Raw genomic sequence first — 23,729 nt, forward strand, 5'->3', positions numbered from 1 at the left:
TTTGAACATGATATAAGCGTTGTTGGGCCTTGCTGAGCTATGCCATGCATCGTTTTTTGTTGCATGTTCTATAAGTGTTGATTGGTGATTCATTTGGCAACATCCATGTGAGCGTGATTATAATTGACCAAGGCTGGACTCACGAGCTGGCATGCATTTAGTGCTGTTATGAGTGTAGCAATAAGCAAGGATTTGATCTGAGTAAGGATAATTTTCTTTATATATTTAGCTATTGTGCCCTATGTTTTTTTACTAAATATGTATTAATTTTAAACATTTAATTATCAATTGTTTAAATGCTGATCATTGGGGTGAGGTGGGGCTTGACGGGTGTTTAATATGTATAGATAATGCCCCCACAGTTTACGGCTATGTAGCTCAGTTGGTTAGAGCACCGCACTCATAATGCGGGGGTCACAAGTTCAAGTCTCGTCATAGCCACCATTTTAAAAGACCAAGCTCTCAGCTTGGTCTCTTTTTTTGTGCGTAAAACATAGATTTGAATATGTCGAGATAAAAAAGCCCAAACAGATGTTTGGGCTTTTTTATTGGAACTGCTGCTTATATGCCTGCTTTCCAGCCATTCATGATCGGGTAGCGACGTTCACGGCTAAATGCACGTGAGCTGATACGCGGACCAATTGCGCCTTGGCGACGTTTGTATTCATTGAAATCGACCAAACGAATCACTTTTGCAACCACTTCAGCATCAAAGCCTTTGGCAATGATGTCATCTTGGCTCATATCTTCTTCGATATAGGCATACAAAATGGCATCCAGTACATCATATGGCGGTAAAGAGTCTTGGTCCTTTTGATCTGGACGTAGCTCTGCTGAAGGTGGACGAGTAATTACACGCTCAGGAATCACGGGCTTATCTGAAATGCTGTTACGGTATTTCGCAAGTTCAAACACAATGGTTTTATACACATCTTTCAGTACCGCAAAACCACCCACCATGTCACCATAGAGCGTGCAATAGCCCACAGCCAATTCTGATTTATTGCCTGTAGACAGGACTAAATTACCAAATTTGTTGGATAAACCCATTAGCAGTGTACCGCGGGCACGCGCTTGTAAGTTTTCTTCAGTTGCATCCGCAGGGCTGTTGCCAAAAAAGGGATAAAGCGTTTGCATAAAGCTGTTTACAATCGGGTTGATTTCAGCAATCCCAAAAGTCACCCCCATACTCTTCGCTTGTTCAGCAGCATCTTCTACACTGATTTGAGCGGTATAGGTATATGGCATCATTACGGCTTGGACTTTGTCGGCGCCAATCGCATCAGCTGCAATGGCAAGAGTTAGAGCTGAGTCGATCCCGCCTGATAAACCCAAAATCACCCCAGGGAAACCTGAGCGCTGTACATAGTCGCGAGTCGCCATCACTAAGCTTTGATAAATCTCTGCCATAGTGTCTAAAGCAGGCGGCAGCGCATTGGCCTTAAAGGCTTGTTGTTCTGCTTCGTATTCAGCGAAATACAGAGACTCTTTAAAGCTTTCTGCTTGAAGTACAACCGAGCCATTTTTGGCAATCACGAAGCTTGTACCATCAAAGATCAGGTCGTCTTGACCGCCGACTTGGTTGGCATAAACCAAGTTGAGGTTCATTTGTTTCGCCAATGCAGACATGGTTTCAACACGGTGCTGCGGCTTACCGACTTCATATGGTGAAGCATTTAAGACCAAAGCCGTTTCTACATTGAGCTGTGCCAGTTGTTGTACGGTTGAAAGTGACCAAACATCTTCACAAATCAACACACCAAACTTATGACCCAGATATTCAAAAACAAGGTGTTGATGCCCTTCGGTGAAGTAGCGCTTTTCATCAAATACGCTATAGTTTGGCAAGTTTTGTTTGTTATACACACCCAAAACTTGTCCATCTTTCATGACCGCAGCGGCGTTGTAGCGTTGACCATCTTCGGTTTGGTTGACAAAACCAAAGACCATCACAATGTCTTTTACTGTTTTAAGTTGTTCAAAAACTTGTTGCGTGCGTTTGGTTAGGCTTGGACGTAGAAGTAAATCTTCTGCTGGGTAACCAATGCTCGAAAGTTCTGGAAAAATAATTAAATCAGCATTTTGTTTTTTTGCTTCATTGGCCTGCTCCAACATTTTTTGGGCATTTGCTTCAAGGTTGCCAATGTGCGGAGAGAACTGTGCAAGTGCAATTTTAAAACTTTTCATTTCCAACTAAATCCTATACCTATAGGGATATACACGACGATTGAGTTTGTTATAGCTATAAGTTCTACGTGGTGTAAGTGACGATAAACAAATAGAAGTATTAATCAATAATAAGTGCGAATACTATATACGAAATGCGATTTTTTTTAAGGGATATTCTAAAAAAAATCCGTAAATGTCCTTAAAAAGAACAAATTGTTCTAATGTCTTTATGGAGTGTGATTGTGTGGTTTCAACCGCTTTTACAAAAAATACAGCAAAAGTTTGAACTTAAAAACAGGCCCTTGACTGAAGGGGAGAAAAAGTTTGCCAGCAGTATTTTTGGGAACAGTCTGAACATGGATTCGGTTCGAATTATCGCGCATCGGGCAGTGCTGCCTCATTATGCGATTAGCCCCAATGGACATGTCTATTTTAATATCAAAGACTGGTGCGAAAACTTTGCCGACCAACCGATTCATCAACAAGCTTGGTTGATTCATGAATTAACGCATGTTTGGCAAATTCAGCAGGGACTCGCTGTAGTCCGTAAGGCACTTTTTAACCGTCAATATCGTTATGCATTAAAACAAGGCAAGCAGTTTTTAAGCTATGGCATTGAACAGCAGGCGCAAATGGTGCAAGACTATTTTCTCAAAAAACACTATGGCGAAGAATGCTCAGCCTATGAACAGTGTATTCCCTTTGTGGCACACAAAGCCTCGTTCTGACCCCGATAGATAAATCTGTGGAGTGATTGTTAGACAACAGATTTTAAAGTCATAAATTGCAAATCATTTGAAGAAAAATGCCAGTGGCATAGGGGAAGCGGACTCTTATTTTGAATGCAAAGCACAGGTAAAAATCGTGAGATTGAGCCTAAAAAATGAGCTAAAAATAAGAAGGAATGTCCTATGCGTATCGCTCTTCCATTGAAAGGCAAAGCCAGCCAAATTTTTGCAGGACCCGTATTCGATGCTGAAAAACAGTCTGCGATTATTCCAATTCGGCATAGGAAATTTGACTTTGAAGCTGAGAAAATTGATCCCAAATTTTACTTAAATGCGGAGCTAGCCAGTGCTTACTTTGCATCTCTCTCGATCTTTCTGACCTATGGTGAAGACTTGGTGATTGATACCGCCCGTTATCACCGCGATTTCCTCACAGACCCTGTATTAAAACAACGTGTGACGTCTTTAATTGGACAGGAGGCACTGCATTCAAAGCTACATGAAGAATTGAACGATACTTTTAAACAGGTTGATTTACCCGTTGGCATTTTTCGTTATTTAGCCGAAATCGTTTTTGACTACGGTTTTAACCGTTTACCACAGCCGATGAAATTGTCTTTAATGGCAGGCATTGAACATTTTACCGCAGTGCTGTCTGAATACATGATGAACCATGAAGATATTTTTTTCGATTCTCAAGACGAAAAGCAACGGGCGATTTGGATGTGGCACATGCTAGAGGAATCTGAGCACAAAGACATTGCGTATGATGTGTTTCAATCACTTTCCAATAACTATGCCTTACGTATTGCGGGTTTTTTCCCAGCCCTTATCACTATTTTACTGCTGATCTCTGTGGCGTCAGTTTTTGTTCCGTTTTATCGCAAACCGTCTAATTTGGTGAGTCTCAGCTATTGGAAGGATGTGCCGCGGAGTTTCAGTCTCTTGTTTGGGCTGAAACGTGGTGTTTATGGCAGTAGTTGGATGCATATTTTTGACTATTTACGTCCGAGCTTTCACCCGAATGACTATGACACCTCTGCATTTTTAGATTATTACAAAGAGCGCTTACTACATCCTGAAACAGGAATATTAACCCCCTATTTCACCAAAGAATTTACTCCAGTACTTAAATCATAAAGAGGAGGTTATGACATGGGACTGTTGAGTAAAAAAAATAAACCAAGTCAAAAGGCCTATGCAGTTGTAACGGGTGCAGGTAGTGGAATTGGTCGTAGCTTTGCATTGGAACTGGCAAAACGCGGTGGTGATGTCATCTGTGCAGATATTGACTTAAGCTCGGCACAGGAGACGGTAGATTTAATTCAGTCGATGACATCTACGTCAGCCTATGCGGTGCATTGTGATGTTGGATTAAAAGAATCTGTACACGCTTTGGTGGAGCAAGCGGAACAGCTTTTGGGACATCCTGTTACTTTGCTCATCAATAATGCGGGAGTTGGGCTAGGTGGTAAGTTTGATGAGGTGTCGCTGGAGGATTGGCAGTGGTGTATGCATGTCAACCTGTGGGGGGTAATTCATGGTTGCCACTACTTTGTACCCAAATTTAAACAGCAAGGTTTTGGTGCCATTATCAATGTGGCATCGGCAGCGGGCTATACCGCAGCCCCTGAGATGACAGCGTATAACGTGACCAAGTCTAGTGTTTTGGCACTATCAGAAACCTTAGCTTCAGAGCTTCAGGCTTATAACATTGCAGTCAATGTGCTGTGCCCAACCTTGGTGCCGACCAATATTATGAAGAATGGGCGTTTGCCAAGTCGCTATTCTGGACTGGCTGACAAACTGCTGATGAACCATGCGTTTACCACCAGTGATGCTGTAGTCAAAAAAACATTAAATCGCTTAGATGCGGGCAAGCTTTATACCATTCCACAACCCGATGCCAAATTGTTCTGGTGGATGAAGCGTGCATCGCCAAGCTTATACGTCAAACTTTTAGGTTTGGGTTACCCACTGTTTAATCAAATCACAAAATAAGAATAGAGAAAAATGAATATGGAAACGCAATTAGAGATAGAGCAAGCAGATGTGCAAGCGCCGTCTGATCAAATGCGAGATCAAACTACCACGTCAAAAAGTACGGAAGCTCAACCTAAGCAGACCCGTAAAAAGGCTGTGCTTCGTCCTAAAGCTGTACATACTTACGATACCATTGTTGTAGGGGCTGGGATTTCGGGCATTGCTGCGGCTTATAAAATGAAACAAGTCGGCTATCAGGACTATCTGGTTTTAGAAAAGGCAGAGAGAGTTGGTGGTACGTGGCGTGATAATAATTACCCCGGCTGTGGCTGTGATGTACCTTCGGCATTGTATTCATTTTCCTTTGCACCTAGTCATCAATGGAGCCATTTATTTGCGAAACAACCTGAAATTTTAAGTTACTTAGAACGGGTAGTTGAGCAGTTTGAATTGCAAGACAAAATCTGTTTTCAGCATGAGTTGCTCAGTGCCAAGTTGAATGAAGAGGCGAATATTTGGCAACTTGAAACTTCTCAAGGGACATATCAAGCACGAACCGTGATCTTTAGCACAGGGCCGATTACAGAACCATCTTTACCTAAGATTAAAGGGATAGAGGGGTTTAAAGGAGAAATGTTCCATTCAGCCCGTTGGAAACATGATTATGACTTAACGGGAAAGCGGGTTGCAGTCATTGGAACTGGCGCATCTGCCATTCAGTTTATTCCACAAATTCAGCCGTTGGTGAAAGAGTTGATCGTATTTCAGCGTACTGCGTCGTGGGTTTTGCCCAAAGCGGATATGCAGCTGAATGCTAGCGTGAAGTCACTGGTGGCCAAATTCCCGATGATTCAGCACGGCTGGAGGAAGAGTGTTTCCAGTATTTTAAATGGGATCAACTTTGGGCTTCGTCATCCGTCACTGCTTGAGCCAGTCAATGTTTTAAGCCGTCAATTATTAAAATTGCAAATACAGGATGACTCCTTACGTAAAGCCGTAACGCCTAACTTTTCGATCGGCTGTAAGCGACTTTTATTTGCCAATAATTATTATCCTGCACTGCAACAAGACAATGTCACGCTGTTACCCCAAGGTTTGGTCGAGATTGATGGGCAGAGTGTCATTGCGGCAAATGGGGAGCGATTTGAGGTCGATGTAATTATCTGGGGAACTGGTTTTGAAGTGGCACATCCTCCAATTGGCCAACGTGTATGGAATGCTCAAGGTGAGCGATTGGCCGACCTTTGGAAGGATAGTTCGCCAGAAGCGTACTTGGGTACAAGTTTGGAAAATGTGCCGAATGCATTTTTGGTATTGGGCCCAAATATCTTGGTCTATGACTCTTTTATTGGCATTGCTGAAGCTCAGATTCAGTACATTGTAGATGGTCTACTAAAAATGAAGCAGCAAGGCTTTAAACGTATGGTGGTGAAACGAGATGTTCTGCGTTATCACAATGCCAAGGTACAAACCCATTTGAAAACCACCGTATTTAACCGAGGTGGTTGCTCAAGCTATTATTTAGATCAAAATGGCCGTAACTTCGCGGCTTGGCCGTGGTCCTTGGCTGAGTTAAAGCAACGTTTATCTGCGCTTGAGCTAAAACACTACGATGTTGTTGAAGCTTAAAGTAGCCACATTAAGTATTAAAAAAAGCCTGAGTCTGTTCAGGCCTTTTAATACTTTAAGGGTGTGATTCATGAATGGTAGGTTTAGAGTTCAATATATAAAAAAACCACCCATGCGGGTGGTTTTTTGTCTATCAACGCAGACCGAATTAACGGTTGATGTCGCGTTGAACTTCGCCAGTGTAAAGCTGACGAGGACGACCGATCTTGTATGGACCGCTGTGCATTTCTAACCAGTGGCTGATCCAACCAACAGTACGTGCAAGCGCGAAGATCACTGTAAACATTTCTGTCGGGATACCAATCGCTTTAAGGATGATACCTGAGTAGAAGTCTACGTTCGGGTATAAGTTACGTTTGATGAAGTATTCATCAGAAAGCGCGATACGTTCAAGTTCCATAGCAAGAGCAAGCTGTGGATCGTTGATGCCAAGCGCACCAAGAACTTCGTCGCAAGTTTCTTTCATTACTTTCGCACGTGGATCGAAGTTTTTGTACACACGGTGACCGAAGCCCATGAGTTTAACTTCTTTAGTTTTCACTTTTTCCATGAAGTCAGCAACGTTCTCTACAGTGCCGATTTCATCAAGCATCTTAAGAACAGCTTCGTTCGCGCCGCCGTGAGCAGGGCCCCAAAGTGCAGAGATACCTGCAGCGATACATGCATATGGGTTCGCACCAGTAGAACCAGCTAAACGTACTGTAGACGTAGAAGCATTTTGTTCATGGTCAGCGTGGAGCGTGAAGATACGGTCCATTGCTTTAGCAAGGATAGGATCTACTTTGTAATCACGGTCTGCTGGCGTAGCAAACATCATGTACAAGAAGTTTTCAGCGTAGCTTAAGTCGTTACGTGGGTAAACAAATGGTTGACCTACAGTGTACTTGTAGCTCCATGCAGCCAAAGTAGGTACTTTAGCAATTAAGCGGATCGCTGTAATTTCACGGTGATCAACATTTTCGATGTCTAAGTTGTTGTGATAGAACGCAGAAAGTGCACCAACTACACCAACCATGATCGCCATAGGGTGAGCATCGCGACGGAAACCATTGAAGAAGCGGCTAACTTGATCGTGAACCATAGTGTGGTTACGAACTTTAGCATCAAATACTTCTTTTTGTTCAGCTGTTGGAAGCTCGCCATTGAGAAGTAAGTAGCAAGTTTCTAAGTAGTCAGCTTTAGTTGCTAACTGGTCGATTGGGTAGCCACGGTGTAAAAGCACACCTTTGTTACCGTCGATGAAAGTGATTTTAGACTCGCATGCAGCAGTAGCCATAAAACCAGGATCAAAAGTGAAGTGACCTGCGGCCAATACATCCTTAACGTCGATTACATCTGGGCCCAATGTGCCGCTGTAAATTGGTAATTCAATTTCTTTGCCATCAAGCTGTAAAACGGCTTTTTTGCCAGTTGCTTCAGACATTCAATAGATCTCCTGTCCTGGTGAATGATTTATCTGACTCGAAATACTCATCTTTTAATGCACGAATCAGACGGATTAAAAATTTGCTCTAAGAGTAGAGAGTGCTGAAATTTTGTCAATTATACTTATGGATAAAATGATGACTTCCGAAGTTATAGTTAAGATTTAATCCATTAAAATTTGCATAAAATCACAGCACCGACACACTATAATAAGTTAATTCAACGAGCAAGTGCATAAATAAAAAATGTTGCTGGCGCAATTGTAAGCAGTTTTATATTGAAAAAAGCGCTTGAAAAGAAAAAGAATTCAAGTCGTCATATATTTACATTTATTATGATTCTCGTAACTTACGCATCATTTTAAAAAGAAAATGCTGATTTCGTAGTCATTGTTAAAAACAATAAGTGACTCAAAAAAAATGATTTAATTGTATAAAAAATAGCTTATTTGGTATTTCGAAAACGGTATATCAGTCACTTTTTTTATTTATACGGATGTGAAAAATTGTTTTAATTAAAATTTATTACGAGATATTTCAATCTTGTAGGGGATTAATCTGTTGCACCAACATCATGCATATTTATGCCACTATATTAAAATAAAATAATGAACATTTTATATATAAATAAAAAATGATTAAAATAAAGCAGTGAAATTCCCCAGTTTTTAAAACAAGAATTTTTTGTGCATCATTAGTCTAAAGTCGAATTTTCCCGTTTTTGTATAAATTTTAGCGCTTGAATTTGGTGTTTATTTTATAAAAACCAACCATATAGCTGAGATTTGAAGCTAAAGTATTGTAGCGTAAGGTATTTATCTATGTGTTAATGATTCTTATTTAAAGAATTTTTATGCAAAAAGGCCAAGGGCATTGTTTGTATTTTGATAGTTCACGTCTTATAATTCAGTGTCGTTTTAAGTTCAAACGCTATTTAATTTAGAGTTTTAAAGTAGCTGCTGAACAATGCCAGCTTTCCTTCGAATTAATTCCAACAAACTCCGGATGGAGTTTTTACTTACAGGATGCCCGCTGTGAAAAGCAACAGACCTGTCAATTTGTCCATGGGTCAAGTTTTAGAAGTAAACTTAAAATCCCCTGTGGCTATTGCATCAATCTTACACCGTCTATCAGGTGTCATCGTATTTTTACTCGTACCGGTACTTCTATGGATCTTAGACAAGTCATTGTCTTCGCCTGAAGGATTTGCTCAAGTTCAGGCTATTTTTAATAGCTTCATTGTGCGTTTTGTCGTATGGGTATTTGTAGCCGGCTTAATTTTCCACTTTATTGCGGGTGTTAAGCACTTACTTGCAGATATCGGTATTGCTGAAGAACTGCAAAGTGGTCGTATCGCAGCTACTATTTCATTGATCTTGTCTGCAATCGGTATCGTTGCGGCATTTGTATGGATTGTTATCTAATGAAAAGTGCTACTGGTTTAACGGGTTCAGGTTCTCGCGATTGGTTTATCCAACGTGTAAGTGCTGTCGTATTAGCGGTTTATACAGTTGTTGTTTTAGGTTGGATCCTATGCAATGGCGGTTTTAGCTATGAACAGTGGTACGGCTTTATGATGACAGCTCCAATGAAGATTTTATCTTTATTGGCCGTCTTATCTCTTGTCGCACATGCTTGGATTGGTATGTGGCAGGTATTCACGGATTATGTGACTACTCGTCAAATGGGTCCTTCAGCTTCAGGTTTACGCCTTGTACTGACTTCAGCAGTAATTATTGCTGTATTTGCATATGCGATCTGGGCAATCCAGATTTTTTGGGCGAATTGATAGGAATAGATCATGGGCGCTATAACCCCTAAAGAAGATTACACAAATATTCCACACGAAACTTTCGATGCTGTCATCGTTGGTGGTGGTGGTTCAGGTATGCGCGCGTCTTACCAACTTGCTCAAGCTGGTTTGAAAGTTGCTGTTTTAACTAAAGTATTCCCAACTCGTTCGCACACAGTTGCAGCGCAGGGTGGTATTGGTGCATCTCTTGGTAACATGCAAGAAGATAATTGGCACTACCACTTCTACGACACTGTTAAAGGTTCTGACTGGTTAGGCGACCAAGACGCGATCGAATTTATGACGCGTGAAGCGCCACAAGTGGTTTATGAGTTAGAACACTTGGGTATGCCATTTGACCGTAACGCAGACGGTACGATTTACCAACGTCCATTCGGTGGTCACTCTGCAAACTACGGTGAAAAAGCAGTTCCACGTGCATGTGCTGCTGCTGACCGTACAGGTCACGCACTTCTTCACACGCTTTATCAAAGCAACGTGAAAATGGGTACGCAATTCTTTGTTGAATGGATCGCGCTTGACCTGATTCGTAACGAAGCAGGTGATGTTCTTGGTGTAACAGCAATTGACCAAGAAACGGGTAAAATTGCAGTATTCCAAGCCAAAGCGACATTGTTTGCTACAGGCGGTGCGGGTCGTGTTTACCGTGCATCAACCAATGCTTATATCAACACTGGTGACGGCCTTGGTATGGCTGCGCGTGCAGGTATCCCATTGCAAGATATGGAATTCTGGCAGTTCCACCCAACGGGTGTTGCTGGCGCAGGTGTATTGTTAACTGAAGGTTGTCGTGGTGAAGGTGCAATCCTTCGTAACGATGCAGGTGAGCCGTTCATGGAACGCTATGCACCAACTTTAAAAGACTTGGCGCCACGTGACTTCGTATCACGTTCTATGGACCAAGAAATTAAAGAAGGTCGTGGTTGTGGTCCGAAGAAAGATTACATCTTGCTTGATATGACGCACTTAGGTGCTGAAACGATCATGAAGCGTCTTCCATCTGTATTTGAGATTGGTAAGAAATTCGCGAACGTTGACATCACCAAAGAGCCAATTCCAGTTGTACCAACAATTCACTACCAAATGGGTGGTATTCCAACGAATATCCACGGTCAAGTGGTTGTGCCTGAAGGTTCTGAAACTGAAGCATTTGCAGCACATTATGACAAAGATAGCGATATCTATTCGACTAATGCGGGCGATCGTAACTTTACGAAACCTGTTAAAGGCTTCTATGCAATTGGTGAATGTTCTTGCGTGTCTGTACATGGTGCAAACCGTTTAGGTACGAACTCATTACTTGACTTGGTTGTATTTGGTAAAGCTGCGGGTGAGCACATCATCGACTACGTGACTAAACATCACGGTGATGAATACCAACCACTTCCTACGACTGTACTTGAGCAAACTGTTGCACGTATCCGTAAGTTAGATGACTCATCTACAGGTGAAAATGCGCAAGAAGTTGCAGATGCAATCCGTGACATCGTTCAAGACCATGCTGGTGTATTCCGTACAACTGCACTTCTTGAAGAAGGTGTGAAGCAGATTCTTGCGATTGAACCACGTGTACGTAACATTCACTTGAAAGACAAATCTAAAGTATTTAACACAGCGCGTGTAGAAGCTTTAGAAGTTGAAAACTTGTATGAAGTGGCTAAAGCGACATTGATTTCAGCAGCAGCTCGTAAAGAGTGCCGTGGTGCGCATACGGTTGTAGACTTTGAAGAGTCGCCTGATCACCCAGCTTACCCATATGGTCGTCGTGATGATGAGTGGATGAAGCACACATTATGGTTCTCTAGCGATAACCGTCTTGAGTACAAGCCAGTGCGTTACAAGCCATTGTCAGTTGCTGCAATTCCACCTAAACCACGTACATTCTAATTAGGAGAAGTAAGATGAGTAGAGGTACTCGTACATTTAATATCTACCGCTACGATCCTGATAAGGATGCAGCGCCGTACATGCAAACTTTCAAGTTAGAATTGACTGATAAGCACCGTATGTTGCTTGATGCGCTTCTTGCATTGAAAGTACAGGATGAATCATTAACATTCCGTCGCTCATGCCGTGAAGGTATTTGTGGTTCGGATGGTGTAAACATCAATGGTAAAAATGGTTTAGCGTGTCTTTGGAACCTAAACGACTTACCAGAAGTGATTACAGTTCGTCCTTTACCTGGTTTGCCAGTGGTTAAAGATTTAGTTGTGGATATGAATCAGTTCTACGATCAGTACAACAAAATTCATCCATTCTTGATCAACAACCAACCTGCGCCACCAAAAGAGCGTTTACAGTCTCCTGAAGAGCGTGAGCACTTAGATGGTTTATATGAATGTATTCTTTGTGCATGTTGTTCAACTTCATGCCCATCATTCTGGTGGAACCCAGACAAGTTCTTGGGTCCTTCAGCGTTGTTGAATGCATACCGTTTTATCATCGACTCTCGTGATACAGCAACTCAAGAGCGTTTGGCTCGTCTAGACGACCCATTCTCGCTATTCCGTTGTAAAGGTATTATGAACTGTGTATCAGTGTGTCCTAAAGGTTTGAACCCAACTAAAGCAATCGGTCACATCCGTAATATGCTTTTAGATGCTGCGGGTTAATCTGTAGGCTGATTTATCAGTTAGAAAAAGCACACCTTTGGGGTGTGCTTTTTTATTTTATAGTTAGATTTTTGTTATAAAAAATAAAGTTGAGTGAAAGCGTGAGCTTGGCACTATTTTTGTTTGTGATAGGTGACTTTTGTGGAAATTGCACCAGATTGGTGAAAAGCGCGGCGATTTAAAACAAATGTCATAAATAAGTGCAAGTATGAGTCTGCAAAAAAAGTTATGAAGATGTTAATATGGATGTTGTTGATGGGGAGGGCATATTGAAAGATGATGCTCTCTTTTCGTATGTGTTTTTTGGAGTAGACTTTGGTCTACGTTGAAACTCGGTTTTATTTAAAGCACCATATATTAGATGAAATTTTGATATGTGTATTTCGCCAATTTATGAAAGGTATGTGTCAAAAAAATCAATTGAAATATGGGGAGTATGTTAAAATTTTTGCACGTTTATATTTAAAAAATGCGCGCTAAATATGTACATTAATTCAACATTTAAGCCGCATTAGAGCGAGTATAAATGAAGGGTTAGTCGCTTTAGAAAAAATAATGCATCGCCTTATTTTTTCTAAGTCGATTTGCAAAAAATTGCTCGGTTTTGGCCGGGTATGAATGAGTGATGATGCCGCTGAGGGCGTTATGATTCATTGTCACATTGGGTAATTCTAATGTAGTGATAACGCCTCATGGCATCCGCCTTATGGGGACTAATGTCATGTTACCAATTTGACATTACTAATCATGGGTTCGCTTAAAAAGCATCCTGAAATGTTTTTGCAATAGGAAATGGGTCCACAAATGCAAGAAGTTGCTGACGCATTGCGTCTTGACACTGAACTTTCCGCTGATAGTGCAGCGTATATTGAAGAACTTTATGAGCAGTACTTGGCTGCACCAGACTCAGTAGAAGCTGACTGGCGTGCATACTTCGATAAATACCCGAAAGGTGATCAACCACACAGCAATGTACGTGAGCAATTCTTATTACTAGGTCGTAATTCAAGTCGTGTTCAAGCAGTGGTACAGAGTTCTGTTAGTACAGAACATGAGCGTCGTCAAATTGGCGTACTACAACTGATCGCAGCGTACCGTAACCGCGGTCACCAAAAAGCGAAGCTTGATCCTTTAGGTTTGGCAAAACGTGAAATCGTGCCGGATCTTGACCTTGCTGCACATGGCTTAACCCAATCTGATTTCGACACTGTATTCAATACAGGTAATCTTTTGATTGGTAAAGATGAAGCAACTCTAGGTGAAATGGTTCAAGCCATGGAAGCAACGTACTGTGCTTCAATTGGTGCAGAATACATGCACATTGTTGATACCAAAGAAAAACGTTGGATTCAACAACGCCTTGAAGGTGCACGTGGTCAATTCAACTTCACTGCAGAACAGAAAAAACACGTATTAGAGCGTTTGACTGCGGCTGAAGGCCTAGAAAAATTCCTAGGTAATAAATACGTTGGTGCAAAACGTTTCGGCGTGGAAGGTGGTGAATCTTTCATTCCAATGGTTGATGCTTTAATTCAGCGTGCAGGTTCTGTAGGTTGTAAAGAAGTGGTCATTGGTATGCCACACCGTGGTCGTTTGAACCTTCTTGTAAACATCATGGGTAAAAACCCAGCAGACCTATTTGGTGAGTTCGAAGGTAAGAGCTTACATAAAAAAGGTTCTGGTGACGTTAAGTACCACCAAGGTTTCTCTTCAAACGTAATGACTCAAGGTGGCGAAGTTCACTTGGCATTGGCGTTTAACCCATCACACTTAGAAATCGTCGGCCCTGTGGTTGAAGGTTCAGTACGTGCACGTCAAGTACGTCGTAAAGACATTGGTGGTGATGACGTATTGCCAGTAATTGTTCACGGTGATGCTGCATTTGCAGGTCAAGGTGTTAACCAAGAAACCTTCCAAATGTCACAAACACGTGGCTATACTGTGGGTGGTACGGTTCATATTGTGGTGAATAACCAAGTTGGTTTCACAACCTCTGATCCACGTGATGCGCGTTCTACAGAATACTGTACGGACATCGCGAAAATGATCCAAGCGCCGATTTTCCATGTGAACGGTGATGATCCTGAATCAGTATTGTTTGTTGCGCAATTGGCACATGACTTCCGTCATACTTTCCGTAAAGACGTTGTCATTGACATGTTCTGTTACCGTCGTCGTGGTCACAACGAAGCGGACGAGCCAGCTGCAACTCAGCCAATGATGTATCAAGTCATCAACAAAAAAACTACAACGCGTGCGCTGTATGCAGACCAATTGGTTCAAGAAAGCGTTTTAGACCGTGCTAAAGCGGATCAAATGGTTGAAGACTACCGTTCGGATCTAGAAGCAGGTAAGCACGTTGCCAATGCACTGGTACTTGAACCAAATACAAAAATGTTTGTAGATTGGGCGCCGTACTTAGGGCATGACTATACAGATGTATGGGATACCACATGTTCTGAAGATCGCCTAAAAGAACTTGGTCGCAAAATGCGCGAGCTTCCTGAAGGCTTCGTTATGCAGCGTCAAGTTGCAAAAGTGATTGATGATCGCTTAAAAATGCAAACTGGCGAAATGCCATTGAACTGGGGTGCTGCGGAAACTTTGGCTTATGCATCTATTTTAGATGATGGCTATTTGGTTCGTTTGACCGGTGAAGACGTTGGTCGTGGTACCTTCTCACACCGTCATGCAAAACTGCATAACCAAGTGGATGGTTCAACCTATATTCCGCTTTGCCATATCAAAGAAAATCAACCACGTACTGCTATTTATGACTCATTATTGTCTGAAATGGCGGTGTTAGGTTTTGAGTATGGTTATGCAACGACTCTGCCTAAGAGCTTGGTGATTTGGGAAGCACAATTTGGTGACTTCGCCAACTGTGCGCAGGTGGTGATCGATCAGTTCATCGCATCAGGTGAAACCAAGTGGGAGCGTGTGTGTGGTTTAACCTTACTTCTTCCTCACGGTTTTGAAGGTCAAGGTCCAGAGCACTCATCTGCACGTTTAGAGCGTTTCTTACAGCTATGTGCTGAAGACAACATGCAAGTAATGACGCCAACTACGCCTGCACAGATTTTCCATGCTTTACGTCGTCAAGCGATTCGCCCAATTCGTAAGCCAATGATCATCATGTCACCGAAGTCTTTACTTCGTCACAAACTTGCAACGTCTACTTTAAGTGAACTTGCAAATGGTACATTCCAAACTGTGATTGATGAAATCGATAACATCAACAAAGCAGACGTGACACGTTTAGTGCTTTGTGGTGGTAAGGTTTACTACGACTTGCTTGAGAAACGTCGTGAGCAAGAGTTGAATAACACTGCAATCGTTCGTATTGAACAATTGTATCCATACCCTGAACAGCGTATTGCTGAAGTTCTTGCTCAATATCCAAATGTGAAAGACATCGTTTGGACGCAAGAAGAGCCGAAGAACCAAGGAGCTTGGTTATTTATTGCTCCTCGTCTATATGATGATGTAATGAAGTCAGCTAAACCAGTACGTATCAGTTATGCAGGTCGTGAAGCTTCTGCTGCACCGGCTTGTGGTTCACCATATTTGCATGCAAAACAACAAGCTCAGCTCGTAAATGACGCTTTAGCGATCGTAGCTGAATAACAGGAGATTCTTAGTAATGGCAACCGAAATTAAAGCACCGGTATTCCCTGAGTCAGTTGCGGATGGAACAATCGCAACTTGGCACAAACAACCAGGTGAAGCAGTATCACGTGATGAAGTGATCTGTGATATTGAAACAGATAAAGTTGTTTTAGAAGTTGTTGCTCCTGCTGACGGTACAATTGCATCGATCATTAAAGGTGAAGGTGACACTGTTCTTTCAAATGAAGTGATTGCACAGTTTGAAGAAGGTGCTGTATCTGGCGCTGCGCAAACTGAAGCAGTTCAGTCTGAAGCGAAAGTAGAACAAGCAGTTACTCAAACTGAAGCGGGTGCTGCACCAGTCGTTGAACGTGCTCAAGTTGCTGATCAAGCGCCTGCTGTGCGTAAAGCATTGACTGAGTCTGGCATTCCAGCTGCTGATGTTGCAGGTACAGGCCGTGGTGGTCGTATCACGAAAGAAGATGTGACAAATCACCAAACTAAACCAGCAGCTCCAGCTGCAGCACCATTAAGTGTTGCCGTGGGTGAGCGTGTTGAGAAGCGTGTTCCAATGACACGTCTTCGTAAGCGTGTTGCTGAGCGTCTGCTTGCTGCAACTCAAGAAACTGCAATGTTGACGACGTTTAACGAAGTGAACATGAAGCCAATTATGGAAATGCGTGCACAATACAAAGACGCATTTGAGAAGCGTCATGGTGCGCGTCTTGGTTTTATGTCATTCTTTGTTAAAGCGGCAACTGAGGCGCTTAAACGCTACCCAGCAGTTAATGCTTCAATTGACGGTGATGACATTGTTTACCACGGTTACTATGACATCGGTGTAGCAGTATCTTCTGAGCGTGGTCTAGTTGTACCTGTGCTTCGTGATACAGACCGCATGAACTATGCTGAAGTTGAAAATGGTATCCGTGACTTTGCTTACAAAGCACGTGATGGCAAATTAGGCATCGAAGACATGACTGGCGGTACGTTCACAATCACCAACGGTGGTACTTTCGGTTCATTGTTGTCGACTCCGATCTTGAATACACCACAAACTGCGATTTTGGGTATGCATAAAATCCAAGAGCGCCCTATGGCTGTAAACGGTCAAGTAGAAATCTTACCGATGATGTATTTAGCGCTTTCTTATGACCACCGTCTAATCGATGGTAAAGAAGCAGTTGGTTTCCTTGTAACAATCAAAGAATTGTTAGAAGAACCAGCTAAATTGATCCTTGACCTTTAATTCTAAAGAATAAAACATGGGCTTAGAGCGATCCTCTAAGCCCATTTTTGGAGATAAAAATGTCTCAACAATTTGATCTTGTTGTAATTGGCGGTGGCCCAGGTGGTTACGAAGCAGCAATTCGTGCAGCGCAACTTGGTTTTAAAGTTGCTTGTATTGAAAAACGTATACACAAAGGCAAACCATCTTTAGGTGGGACGTGCTTAAACGTGGGTTGTATTCCGTCTAAAGCATTGCTGGATTCTTCTCACCGCTATGAAGATACAGTGCATCACTTAGCTGATCACGGTATTACAACAGGTGAAGTGAACTTTGATTTGCCTAAACTCCTTGCGCGTAAAGACAAAATTGTTGACCAACTTACCATGGGTATTGATGGCCTTCTAAAAGGTAACGGTATCGAGTGGTTAAAAGGTACAGGTAAATTACTTGCAGGTAAAAAAGTAGAATTTGTATCTCACGAAGGTGAAACTCAAGTTTTAGAGCCTAAATATGTGATTCTTGCAACGGGTTCTGTGCCAATTAACATTCCATCAGCACCAGTTGATCAGAACATCATTGTTGACTCAACTGGCGCACTAGAATTCCAAGAAGTACCTAAGCGTTTAGGTGTCATTGGTGCGGGCGTAATCGGTCTAGAGCTTGGTTCAGTATGGCGTCGTCTAGGTGCTGAAGTTGTTGTATTTGAAGCAATGGACGCATTTTTACCAATGGCTGATAAAGCATTGGCGAAAGACTACCAAAAACTTTTAACTAAGCAAGGTCTAGATATCCGTGTTGGCGCTAAAGTTGCTGGCACAGAAGTTAATGGTTCTGAAGTCACTGTTAAATATACTCAAGGTGGCGAAGAAAAAACTCAAGCGTTTGATAAGTTGATCGTTTGTGTAGGTCGTCGTGCATACGCTGAAGGTCTATTGGCTGATGATTGTGGTATCAAATTAACTGAACGTGGTTTAGTTGAAGTGAATGATTGGTGTGCGACGTCTGTTGACGGTGTATATGCAATTGGTGACTTAGTACGTGGTCCAATGCTTGCACATAAAGCAATGGAAGAAGGCGTAATGGCTGTTGAACGTATTCACGGTCATGCAGCTCAAGTGAACTATGATACGATCATTTCTGTGATTTACACACACCCAGAAGCGGCGTGGGTCGGTTTAACAGAACAGCAAGCGATCGAGAAAGGCCACGAAGTGAAAACGGGTCAATTCGGTTTTGCTGCAAACGGCCGTGCAATGGCTGCGGGTGAAAATGCTGGTTTCGTGAAGTTTGTTGCTGATGCAAAAACAGATCGTTTACTGGGTATGCATGTGATTGGGCCTGCTGCGTCTGATATCGTACACCAAGGTATGATTGCGCTTGAGTTTGTATCTTCGGTTGAAGATCTACAGTTGATGACTTTTGGTCACCCAACATTCTCAGAAGTGGTTCATGAAGCTGCACTTGCAGTGGATGGTCGAGCGATTCACGCAATTCAGCGTAAACGCAAATAAGACAACGAAAAGAGCGACTACGGTCGCTCTTTTTTGTTTCAGGTGTTGTCTTCTCATGAAGAATCATCTAAAAATAAAGACAAGAAGTTTTTAAAATCCAAAATGGTTACTGTGATAGTAAACAGTTTTGGTGCAACAAAAAGTAAATAAGCAGTAATAAAAAGGTTAGTCGATGAATTTACATGAATATCAAGCTAAAGCGCTATTAAAAAAATATGGTATGCCTGTCCAAGAGGGCATACTAGCCACCACTCCAGAAGAAGCAGTAAAAGCCTTTGAACAAATAGGCGGAAAATTTGCTGTCATGAAAGCTCAAGTTCATGCGGGTGGTCGTGGTAAGGCGGGTGGCGTAAAAGTTGTAAAGTCTGCAACGGAAGCTGCTGAATATGCAAAAAGCATCATCGGGACCAACCTTGTTACCTATCAAACCGATAGCCATGGCCAACCTGTAAATAGCGTACTTGTCGCGGAAGATGTTTATCCTGTAGAGCGTGAACTGTATTTAGGTGCAGTGGTTGACCGCTCAAGCCGTCGTGTGACCTTTATGGCTTCGACCGAAGGTGGCGTCGAAATTGAAAAGGTTGCAGAAGAAACCCCTGAAAAAATTATTAAAGTTGAAGTCGATCCTTTGGTTGGCTTATTGCCATTTCAAGCGCGTGAAGTTGCATTTAAGTTGAACCTTAAAGATGGTCAAGTGAATCAATTTGTGAAAGTGATGTCTGCTGCGTATCAGGCGTTCATTGAGAATGACTTTGCTTTATTTGAGATTAACCCGCTATCTGTGCGTGAAAATGGTGACATCCTATGTGTCGATGCCAAAGTGGGGATCGACTCAAACGCGCTGTATCGTTTACCTGAAATTGCTGCGCTGCGCGATAAGTCACAGGAAAATGAACGGGAGTTGAAAGCATCTGAATTTGACCTCAACTACGTCGCGCTTGAAGGCAACATTGGCTGTATGGTCAATGGTGCAGGCCTTGCGATGGCAACCATGGATATTATTAAACTCTATGGCGGCCAACCTGCGAACTTCCTTGATGTCGGTGGTGGTGCAACCAAAGACCGTGTGATTGAAGCGTTTAAAATTATTCTGGCAGATACCTCTGTACAAGGGGTGTTGATTAATATCTTCGGTGGAATTGTACGTTGTGACATGATTGCTGAAGCAATTATTGCAGCGGTTCAAGAAGTAAATGTGACCGTACCTGTGGTTGTTCGTTTAGAAGGGAACAATGCTGAATTGGGTGCCAAATTACTTGATGAATCAGGTTTAAAACTTATTTCTGCAAATGGCTTGTCGGATGCCGCAGAAAAAATTGTTGCTGCAGTAAAAGCGTAAGGAGTATCAATATGAGCGTATTAATTAATAAAGACACCAAAGTATTGGTACAAGGTTTTACAGGTAAAAACGGCACATTCCACTCAGCACAAGCACTAGATTATGGAACTAAAGTCGTTGGCGGGGTAACTCCTGGTAAAGGTGGCACAACCCACCTAGATTTACCTGTATTTAACACCATGAAAGATGCAGTTGCTGGTACAGGCGCAGATGCGACTGTGATTTATGTACCAGCTCCGTTTGTATTAGATTCAATTATTGAAGCAGTGGACTCAGGTGTTGGACTGATTGTAGTCATCACAGAAGGTGTGCCAACTTTAGACATGCTCAAAGCTAAGCGTTATCTAGAAACCAATGGCCATGGTACACGTCTGATTGGTCCAAACTGTCCGGGTATTATTACTCCGGGGGAATGTAAGATCGGGATTATGCCTGGTCATATTCACCAACCGGGTAAAATTGGTATTATCTCTCGCTCTGGTACATTGACGTATGAAGCGGTTGCGCAAACGACTAAGCTTGGTTTAGGTCAATCCACCTGTATTGGTATTGGTGGTGATCCAATTCCGGGTATGAACCAAATTGATTGTTTGAAACTGTTCCAAGAAGATCCGCAAACTGAAGCGATTATCATGATTGGTGAGATTGGTGGTACGGCTGAAGAAGAAGCAGCTGAATATATTCAATCGCATGTGACTAAACCTGTGGTGGGTTATATTGCAGGTGTAACAGCACCGAAAGGCAAGCGTATGGGGCATGCGGGAGCAATTATTTCTGGTGGTAAAGGGACAGCGGAAGAAAAGTTTGCAGCATTTGAAAAGGCGGGGATGGCGTACACGCGTAGCCCAGCAGAACTCGGTTCAACGATGTTCCAACTTTTAAAGGATAAAGGTTTAGTTTAAGCCTTTTATATTTTAAAGGAAAAAGCCGTATGTCTTAATTGCACATACGGCTTTTTTGTGGAGAGCATATTGGTTTGCACTAATACATTTCTCTGTATAAAAATAATATGGGTATTAGAGTTTTTAATCTCAGCTGAAAACTATATTTAGCCACATTGAAAAATCCATATTGGACAAAAGACAAAATGGTTAAATTAGAGCAAGATTTACTATGTACTTAACAATCTGAGAATTGATAAATATTTGGTGTTCACTGTTTCTATAGGAGACTATGCTATATTCATAATTAAAATAATTCTTTTGAAGACATAATATTACAGATGTTTAAGCCTATTCATTTATTGTTTTGTCGCTGCTTATTCTTGTTCGGGCTAGCAATGAATAGTGCTTATGCTGAAAATGAAGACGTCTACTTGGCTGAGTCTTTGAGTGATGATATTTTCCACTATTATCAGCAGTTAGCTGCACAACATAATGAAGAAGAAAACGATTATACATTGATCAATAATGATTTTTATGAGAATGAATATATTCGCGTATTTAACTACTCGGCCTACAACTCGGATGGTTTGAGCCATAAATTGGGGACAGGGGAGTTTGATAGTTCAGATTTGGATGCACTCAGTATTTCATTTGGGTATGGTATTGAAATTAAAATCAACAAACGAAATAAAGTTGGATATGAGTACCTTTCAAATTTTCCTTATGATCGTGGGCAATTGATCCGTTTCTTTTGGGTGCGTTTGCACTAAATGGTTCAACTCAGTTTATTTGTAAAAAAGGTTGTAGCCATATGGTTTAGAATGTTTTCACTCAATTGTAGAGTCTAGGATGTTTACATTACTTTTGGACTTTTCTGATGGTAGGCTAATCGATTACCAAGCTAAAATAACTTAAATTTTTATAATAGATGATAGGCTTACTATGCTGAGTGAATTAGAGGGTCTATCGTTTTAACAGCTTAAATGTGTATTTTATTGAAAGTTGAATATTAAAGTAGATGATAAAAAACGCGACAGATCGTCGCGTTTTTTGCTTGTAAGTCTAACTACTATTGAGCTTTGCTTTGCGGTTTTAAGCTTTGGGTTAAACCATTGATGTCGCCGCCTTGAATTCCCAGTTCATTCATCAAGCTATCAATTAATGGTGCTTGGGTACGATAGCGTAGCGCACTATTCACCACTTGATCAGACAAAGCAACTTGTGAAGATTCCGCACCATCACCTCCAGTTGTGGCTGAGCCGACATTACCTAAACCGTTAACCTGTAGAATTTTGATGTCATCAATGTTTTCCATCGGCTTAACACTTTCACGAATGATTTCAGGTAAGTATTTTAACAATGCTAGGCGAATTTGCATTTCAACTTGCTCAGGAGATAAGACGTTGTTGGCCTCATTCACGGCACGTGTACCATCTGCATCGACTTGGTATTGTTTTTCCATTGCTTGAGCCAACAGTATTTTGGCATCCGCTTCACCTTTGGCCTTTAAGCGAGCTTGTTCGGCTTGAGCTTCCGCTGCAATACGAACTGCTTCGGCATCATCGGCAGCGGCTTGTTTACCTGCTTCAGCTGCAACCGTAATCGCAATCGCATCTTTTTCTGCAGCTTGTTTCGCCGCAACCAACTCAACTGCTTTTTGACGTTCCGCACGCTGTGTTTCACGTACGGTAATCACTTCTTCTTCAGCTTTAACGGCTTCAGCACGGGCACGGTCTGCAGAAGCTTTGGCTTCAGACTCTTCACGTGACTTTTCAGCAATTGCAATGGCACGTGACTGTTCAGCCAACTCGATGGTTTTCTTTTGCTCAACCTGCGCTTGTTCAATAATTTGTGATTTTTGAATATTTTGGCTTTCTACATCACGTGCTGCACCAATACGCTTTAACTCGACTTCACGCTCAGCTGCAATACGTGCTTCTTCTGCTTCACGTTTTTTCTCAGCTTCTTGTGAGGCAATTTCAGCCAATTGCTCTGCACGGCGAATTGCAATTTCACGTTCTTGTTGTAGTTTGGCGTATTCCTCTTCGCGAATGATTTGTAGGCGAGCTTGCTCTGCTTCTAAGTTTTTGGTCTTAATGGCAAGGTCAGCGTCTTGCTCGATATGATTACGTTTACGACGGCGGTCTTCAATTGTTTCAGTCAGCTTGGTTAAACCTTCGGCATCGAATGCATTTTGAGGGTTAAAGTATTTAAAACCTGTTTGGTCTAAACCTGTTAATGACACAGTTTCAAGCTCTAGACCATTTTTATGTAAGTCTTCGGACACCACTTGTTGTACTTTTTGCACAAAATCTACGCGCTTTTCATGTAACTCTTCCATCGCCATTTCAGCAGCGACTGCACGCAAGGAATCGACAAACTTACCTTCCACAAGGTTCTTCAACTCATTTGGAGACATGGTTTTTTGTCCCAAAGTCTGCGCGGCCACTGCAATTGATTCAGCCAAAGGCTTTACACGGACATAGAACTCCGCCATGACATCGACACGCATACGGTCACGGGTAATGAGCGCTTGATCATCAGCACGGCGAACCTCTAAACGTAGCGTGTTCATGTTGACAGGAATAATTTCATGTAATACAGGCAGTACAATTGCACCGCCACCTAAAATAACTTTTTCGCCGCCAAAACCTGTACGTACGAAAGAGATTTCTTTGCTGGAACGACGGTACAGACGGGCAATAATAATGCCGATAATAACCAGAGCTGCAAAGATAATCCCTGCAAGAATAAGAATGTTATAGAAATTGTTGCTGAGCATAAGGGTCCCGATTTT

At 42.0% G+C, this 23,729-nt stretch carries 17 protein-coding genes and 1 tRNA gene; 15 read left to right on the forward strand and 3 right to left on the reverse strand.

The features are described 5' to 3' along the window. Window positions 1-367 precede the first annotated feature (367 nt). A tRNA-Met gene (locus tag MF4642_RS03435) sits at window positions 368-444 on the forward strand. A 117-nt stretch (window positions 445-561) separates the two neighbouring features. Here MF4642_RS03435 and MF4642_RS03440 read toward each other — a convergent pair. Beyond that, window positions 562-2,187, reverse strand: coding sequence for an NAD+ synthase (locus MF4642_RS03440; protein ID WP_078425309.1), 1,626 nt, complete (start codon window positions 2,185-2,187; stop codon window positions 562-564). A gap of 203 nt (window positions 2,188-2,390) precedes the next feature. Here MF4642_RS03440 and MF4642_RS03445 point away from each other — a divergent pair, with 203 nt between their 5' ends. From MF4642_RS03445 to MF4642_RS03460, 4 genes are all read left to right on the forward strand, one after another. Continuing rightward, entirely contained in the window at window positions 2,391-2,897 is a 507-nt protein-coding gene (locus MF4642_RS03445) for a type IV secretion protein Rhs (RefSeq protein WP_078425310.1), read from the forward strand. Between the two features lie 183 nt (window positions 2,898-3,080). After that, window positions 3,081-4,037: a metal-dependent hydrolase gene (locus tag MF4642_RS03450; RefSeq protein WP_078425311.1), complete on the forward strand. Its 957-nt coding sequence runs from the start codon at window positions 3,081-3,083 to the stop codon at window positions 4,035-4,037. 15 nt (window positions 4,038-4,052) lie between these two features. Continuing rightward, window positions 4,053-4,898, forward strand: a complete 846-nt coding sequence (locus MF4642_RS03455; protein ID WP_078425312.1) for an SDR family NAD(P)-dependent oxidoreductase — start codon at window positions 4,053-4,055, stop codon at window positions 4,896-4,898. A gap of 18 nt (window positions 4,899-4,916) precedes the next feature. Then, complete coding sequence (locus tag MF4642_RS03460; protein WP_078425313.1) at window positions 4,917-6,509, forward strand: flavin-containing monooxygenase; 1,593 nt, start codon at window positions 4,917-4,919, stop codon at window positions 6,507-6,509. 148 nt (window positions 6,510-6,657) lie between these two features. Here the strand turns inward: MF4642_RS03460 and gltA are convergent, their stop codons facing one another. Then, entirely contained in the window at window positions 6,658-7,932 is a 1,275-nt protein-coding gene (gltA, locus tag MF4642_RS03465; RefSeq protein ID WP_004695551.1) for a citrate synthase, read from the reverse strand. A 1,026-nt stretch (window positions 7,933-8,958) separates the two neighbouring features. On the opposite strand from gltA, the gene sdhC reads away from it, so the two are divergent. The 10 genes from sdhC (at window position 8,959) to MF4642_RS03515 (ending at window position 21,702) form a co-directional block, all read left to right on the forward strand. Next, complete coding sequence (gene sdhC / locus MF4642_RS03470; protein WP_005400408.1) at window positions 8,959-9,357, forward strand: succinate dehydrogenase, cytochrome b556 subunit; 399 nt, start codon at window positions 8,959-8,961, stop codon at window positions 9,355-9,357. After that, entirely contained in the window at window positions 9,357-9,722 is a 366-nt protein-coding gene (gene sdhD / locus MF4642_RS03475) for a succinate dehydrogenase, hydrophobic membrane anchor protein (RefSeq protein WP_004695554.1), read from the forward strand. Before sdhC ends, sdhD begins: the two co-directional genes overlap by 1 nt. 12 nt (window positions 9,723-9,734) lie before the next feature. Further along, on the forward strand, window positions 9,735-11,633 hold the full coding sequence (locus tag MF4642_RS03480; RefSeq protein WP_004695556.1) for an FAD-binding protein: 1,899 nt from the start codon (window positions 9,735-9,737) through the stop codon (window positions 11,631-11,633). A 14-nt stretch (window positions 11,634-11,647) separates the two neighbouring features. Next, complete coding sequence (locus MF4642_RS03485) at window positions 11,648-12,358, forward strand: succinate dehydrogenase iron-sulfur subunit (RefSeq protein ID WP_004982744.1); 711 nt, start codon at window positions 11,648-11,650, stop codon at window positions 12,356-12,358. An 804-nt stretch (window positions 12,359-13,162) separates the two neighbouring features. Further along, complete coding sequence (locus tag MF4642_RS03490) at window positions 13,163-15,985, forward strand: 2-oxoglutarate dehydrogenase E1 component (RefSeq protein WP_078425378.1); 2,823 nt, start codon at window positions 13,163-13,165, stop codon at window positions 15,983-15,985. 16 nt (window positions 15,986-16,001) lie between these two features. After that, a complete protein-coding gene (gene odhB / locus MF4642_RS03495) occupies window positions 16,002-17,216 on the forward strand; it encodes a 2-oxoglutarate dehydrogenase complex dihydrolipoyllysine-residue succinyltransferase (protein WP_004982740.1) in 1,215 nt (404 codons plus the stop codon). A 59-nt stretch (window positions 17,217-17,275) separates the two neighbouring features. Then, window positions 17,276-18,709 carry a dihydrolipoyl dehydrogenase gene (gene lpdA, locus MF4642_RS03500; RefSeq protein ID WP_078425314.1) on the forward strand — a complete coding sequence of 478 codons (1,434 nt, stop codon included), beginning with the start codon at window positions 17,276-17,278 and terminating at the stop codon, window positions 18,707-18,709. Between the two features lie 172 nt (window positions 18,710-18,881). Further along, window positions 18,882-20,048 (forward strand): ADP-forming succinate--CoA ligase subunit beta, encoded by a 1,167-nt coding sequence (gene sucC, locus MF4642_RS03505; protein ID WP_078425315.1) that lies wholly within the window; start codon window positions 18,882-18,884, stop codon window positions 20,046-20,048. Window positions 20,049-20,059: 11 nt separating this feature from the next. Further along, a complete protein-coding gene (gene sucD / locus MF4642_RS03510) occupies window positions 20,060-20,950 on the forward strand; it encodes a succinate--CoA ligase subunit alpha (protein ID WP_078425316.1) in 891 nt (296 codons plus the stop codon). A 377-nt stretch (window positions 20,951-21,327) separates the two neighbouring features. Continuing rightward, complete coding sequence (locus MF4642_RS03515; protein WP_227518508.1) at window positions 21,328-21,702, forward strand: hypothetical protein; 375 nt, start codon at window positions 21,328-21,330, stop codon at window positions 21,700-21,702. Between the two features lie 299 nt (window positions 21,703-22,001). Here MF4642_RS03515 and MF4642_RS03520 read toward each other — a convergent pair whose 3' ends face one another. Beyond that, window positions 22,002-23,714, reverse strand: a complete 1,713-nt coding sequence (locus MF4642_RS03520) for a flotillin family protein (protein WP_078388588.1) — start codon at window positions 23,712-23,714, stop codon at window positions 22,002-22,004. Window positions 23,715-23,729 lie beyond the last annotated feature (15 nt).

The sequence above is a fragment of the Acinetobacter sp. MF4642 genome, from assembly GCF_002018925.1.
GTDB classification, from domain to species: domain Bacteria; phylum Pseudomonadota; class Gammaproteobacteria; order Pseudomonadales; family Moraxellaceae; genus Acinetobacter; species Acinetobacter johnsonii.

Coding starts and splice junctions, on each gene's coding strand:
- MF4642_RS03490 (WP_078425378.1), top strand. CDS start 13,163: ATGCAAGAAGTTGCTGACGCATTGCGTCTTGACACTGAACTTTCCGCT.
- sucD (WP_078425316.1), top strand. CDS start 20,060: ATGAGCGTATTAATTAATAAAGACACCAAAGTATTGGTACAAGGTTTT.
- MF4642_RS03480 (WP_004695556.1), top strand. CDS start 9,735: ATGGGCGCTATAACCCCTAAAGAAGATTACACAAATATTCCACACGAA.
- sucC (WP_078425315.1), top strand. CDS start 18,882: ATGAATTTACATGAATATCAAGCTAAAGCGCTATTAAAAAAATATGGT.
- gltA (WP_004695551.1), bottom strand. CDS start 7,932: ATGTCTGAAGCAACTGGCAAAAAAGCCGTTTTACAGCTTGATGGCAAA.
- MF4642_RS03485 (WP_004982744.1), top strand. CDS start 11,648: ATGAGTAGAGGTACTCGTACATTTAATATCTACCGCTACGATCCTGAT.
- MF4642_RS03455 (WP_078425312.1), top strand. CDS start 4,053: ATGGGACTGTTGAGTAAAAAAAATAAACCAAGTCAAAAGGCCTATGCA.
- lpdA (WP_078425314.1), top strand. CDS start 17,276: ATGTCTCAACAATTTGATCTTGTTGTAATTGGCGGTGGCCCAGGTGGT.
- sdhC (WP_005400408.1), top strand. CDS start 8,959: ATGCCCGCTGTGAAAAGCAACAGACCTGTCAATTTGTCCATGGGTCAA.
- MF4642_RS03450 (WP_078425311.1), top strand. CDS start 3,081: ATGCGTATCGCTCTTCCATTGAAAGGCAAAGCCAGCCAAATTTTTGCA.
- MF4642_RS03515 (WP_227518508.1), top strand. CDS start 21,328: ATGAATAGTGCTTATGCTGAAAATGAAGACGTCTACTTGGCTGAGTCT.
- MF4642_RS03460 (WP_078425313.1), top strand. CDS start 4,917: ATGGAAACGCAATTAGAGATAGAGCAAGCAGATGTGCAAGCGCCGTCT.
- MF4642_RS03440 (WP_078425309.1), bottom strand. CDS start 2,187: ATGAAAAGTTTTAAAATTGCACTTGCACAGTTCTCTCCGCACATTGGC.
- sdhD (WP_004695554.1), top strand. CDS start 9,357: ATGAAAAGTGCTACTGGTTTAACGGGTTCAGGTTCTCGCGATTGGTTT.
- MF4642_RS03445 (WP_078425310.1), top strand. CDS start 2,391: ATGTCTTTATGGAGTGTGATTGTGTGGTTTCAACCGCTTTTACAAAAA.
- odhB (WP_004982740.1), top strand. CDS start 16,002: ATGGCAACCGAAATTAAAGCACCGGTATTCCCTGAGTCAGTTGCGGAT.
- MF4642_RS03520 (WP_078388588.1), bottom strand. CDS start 23,714: ATGCTCAGCAACAATTTCTATAACATTCTTATTCTTGCAGGGATTATC.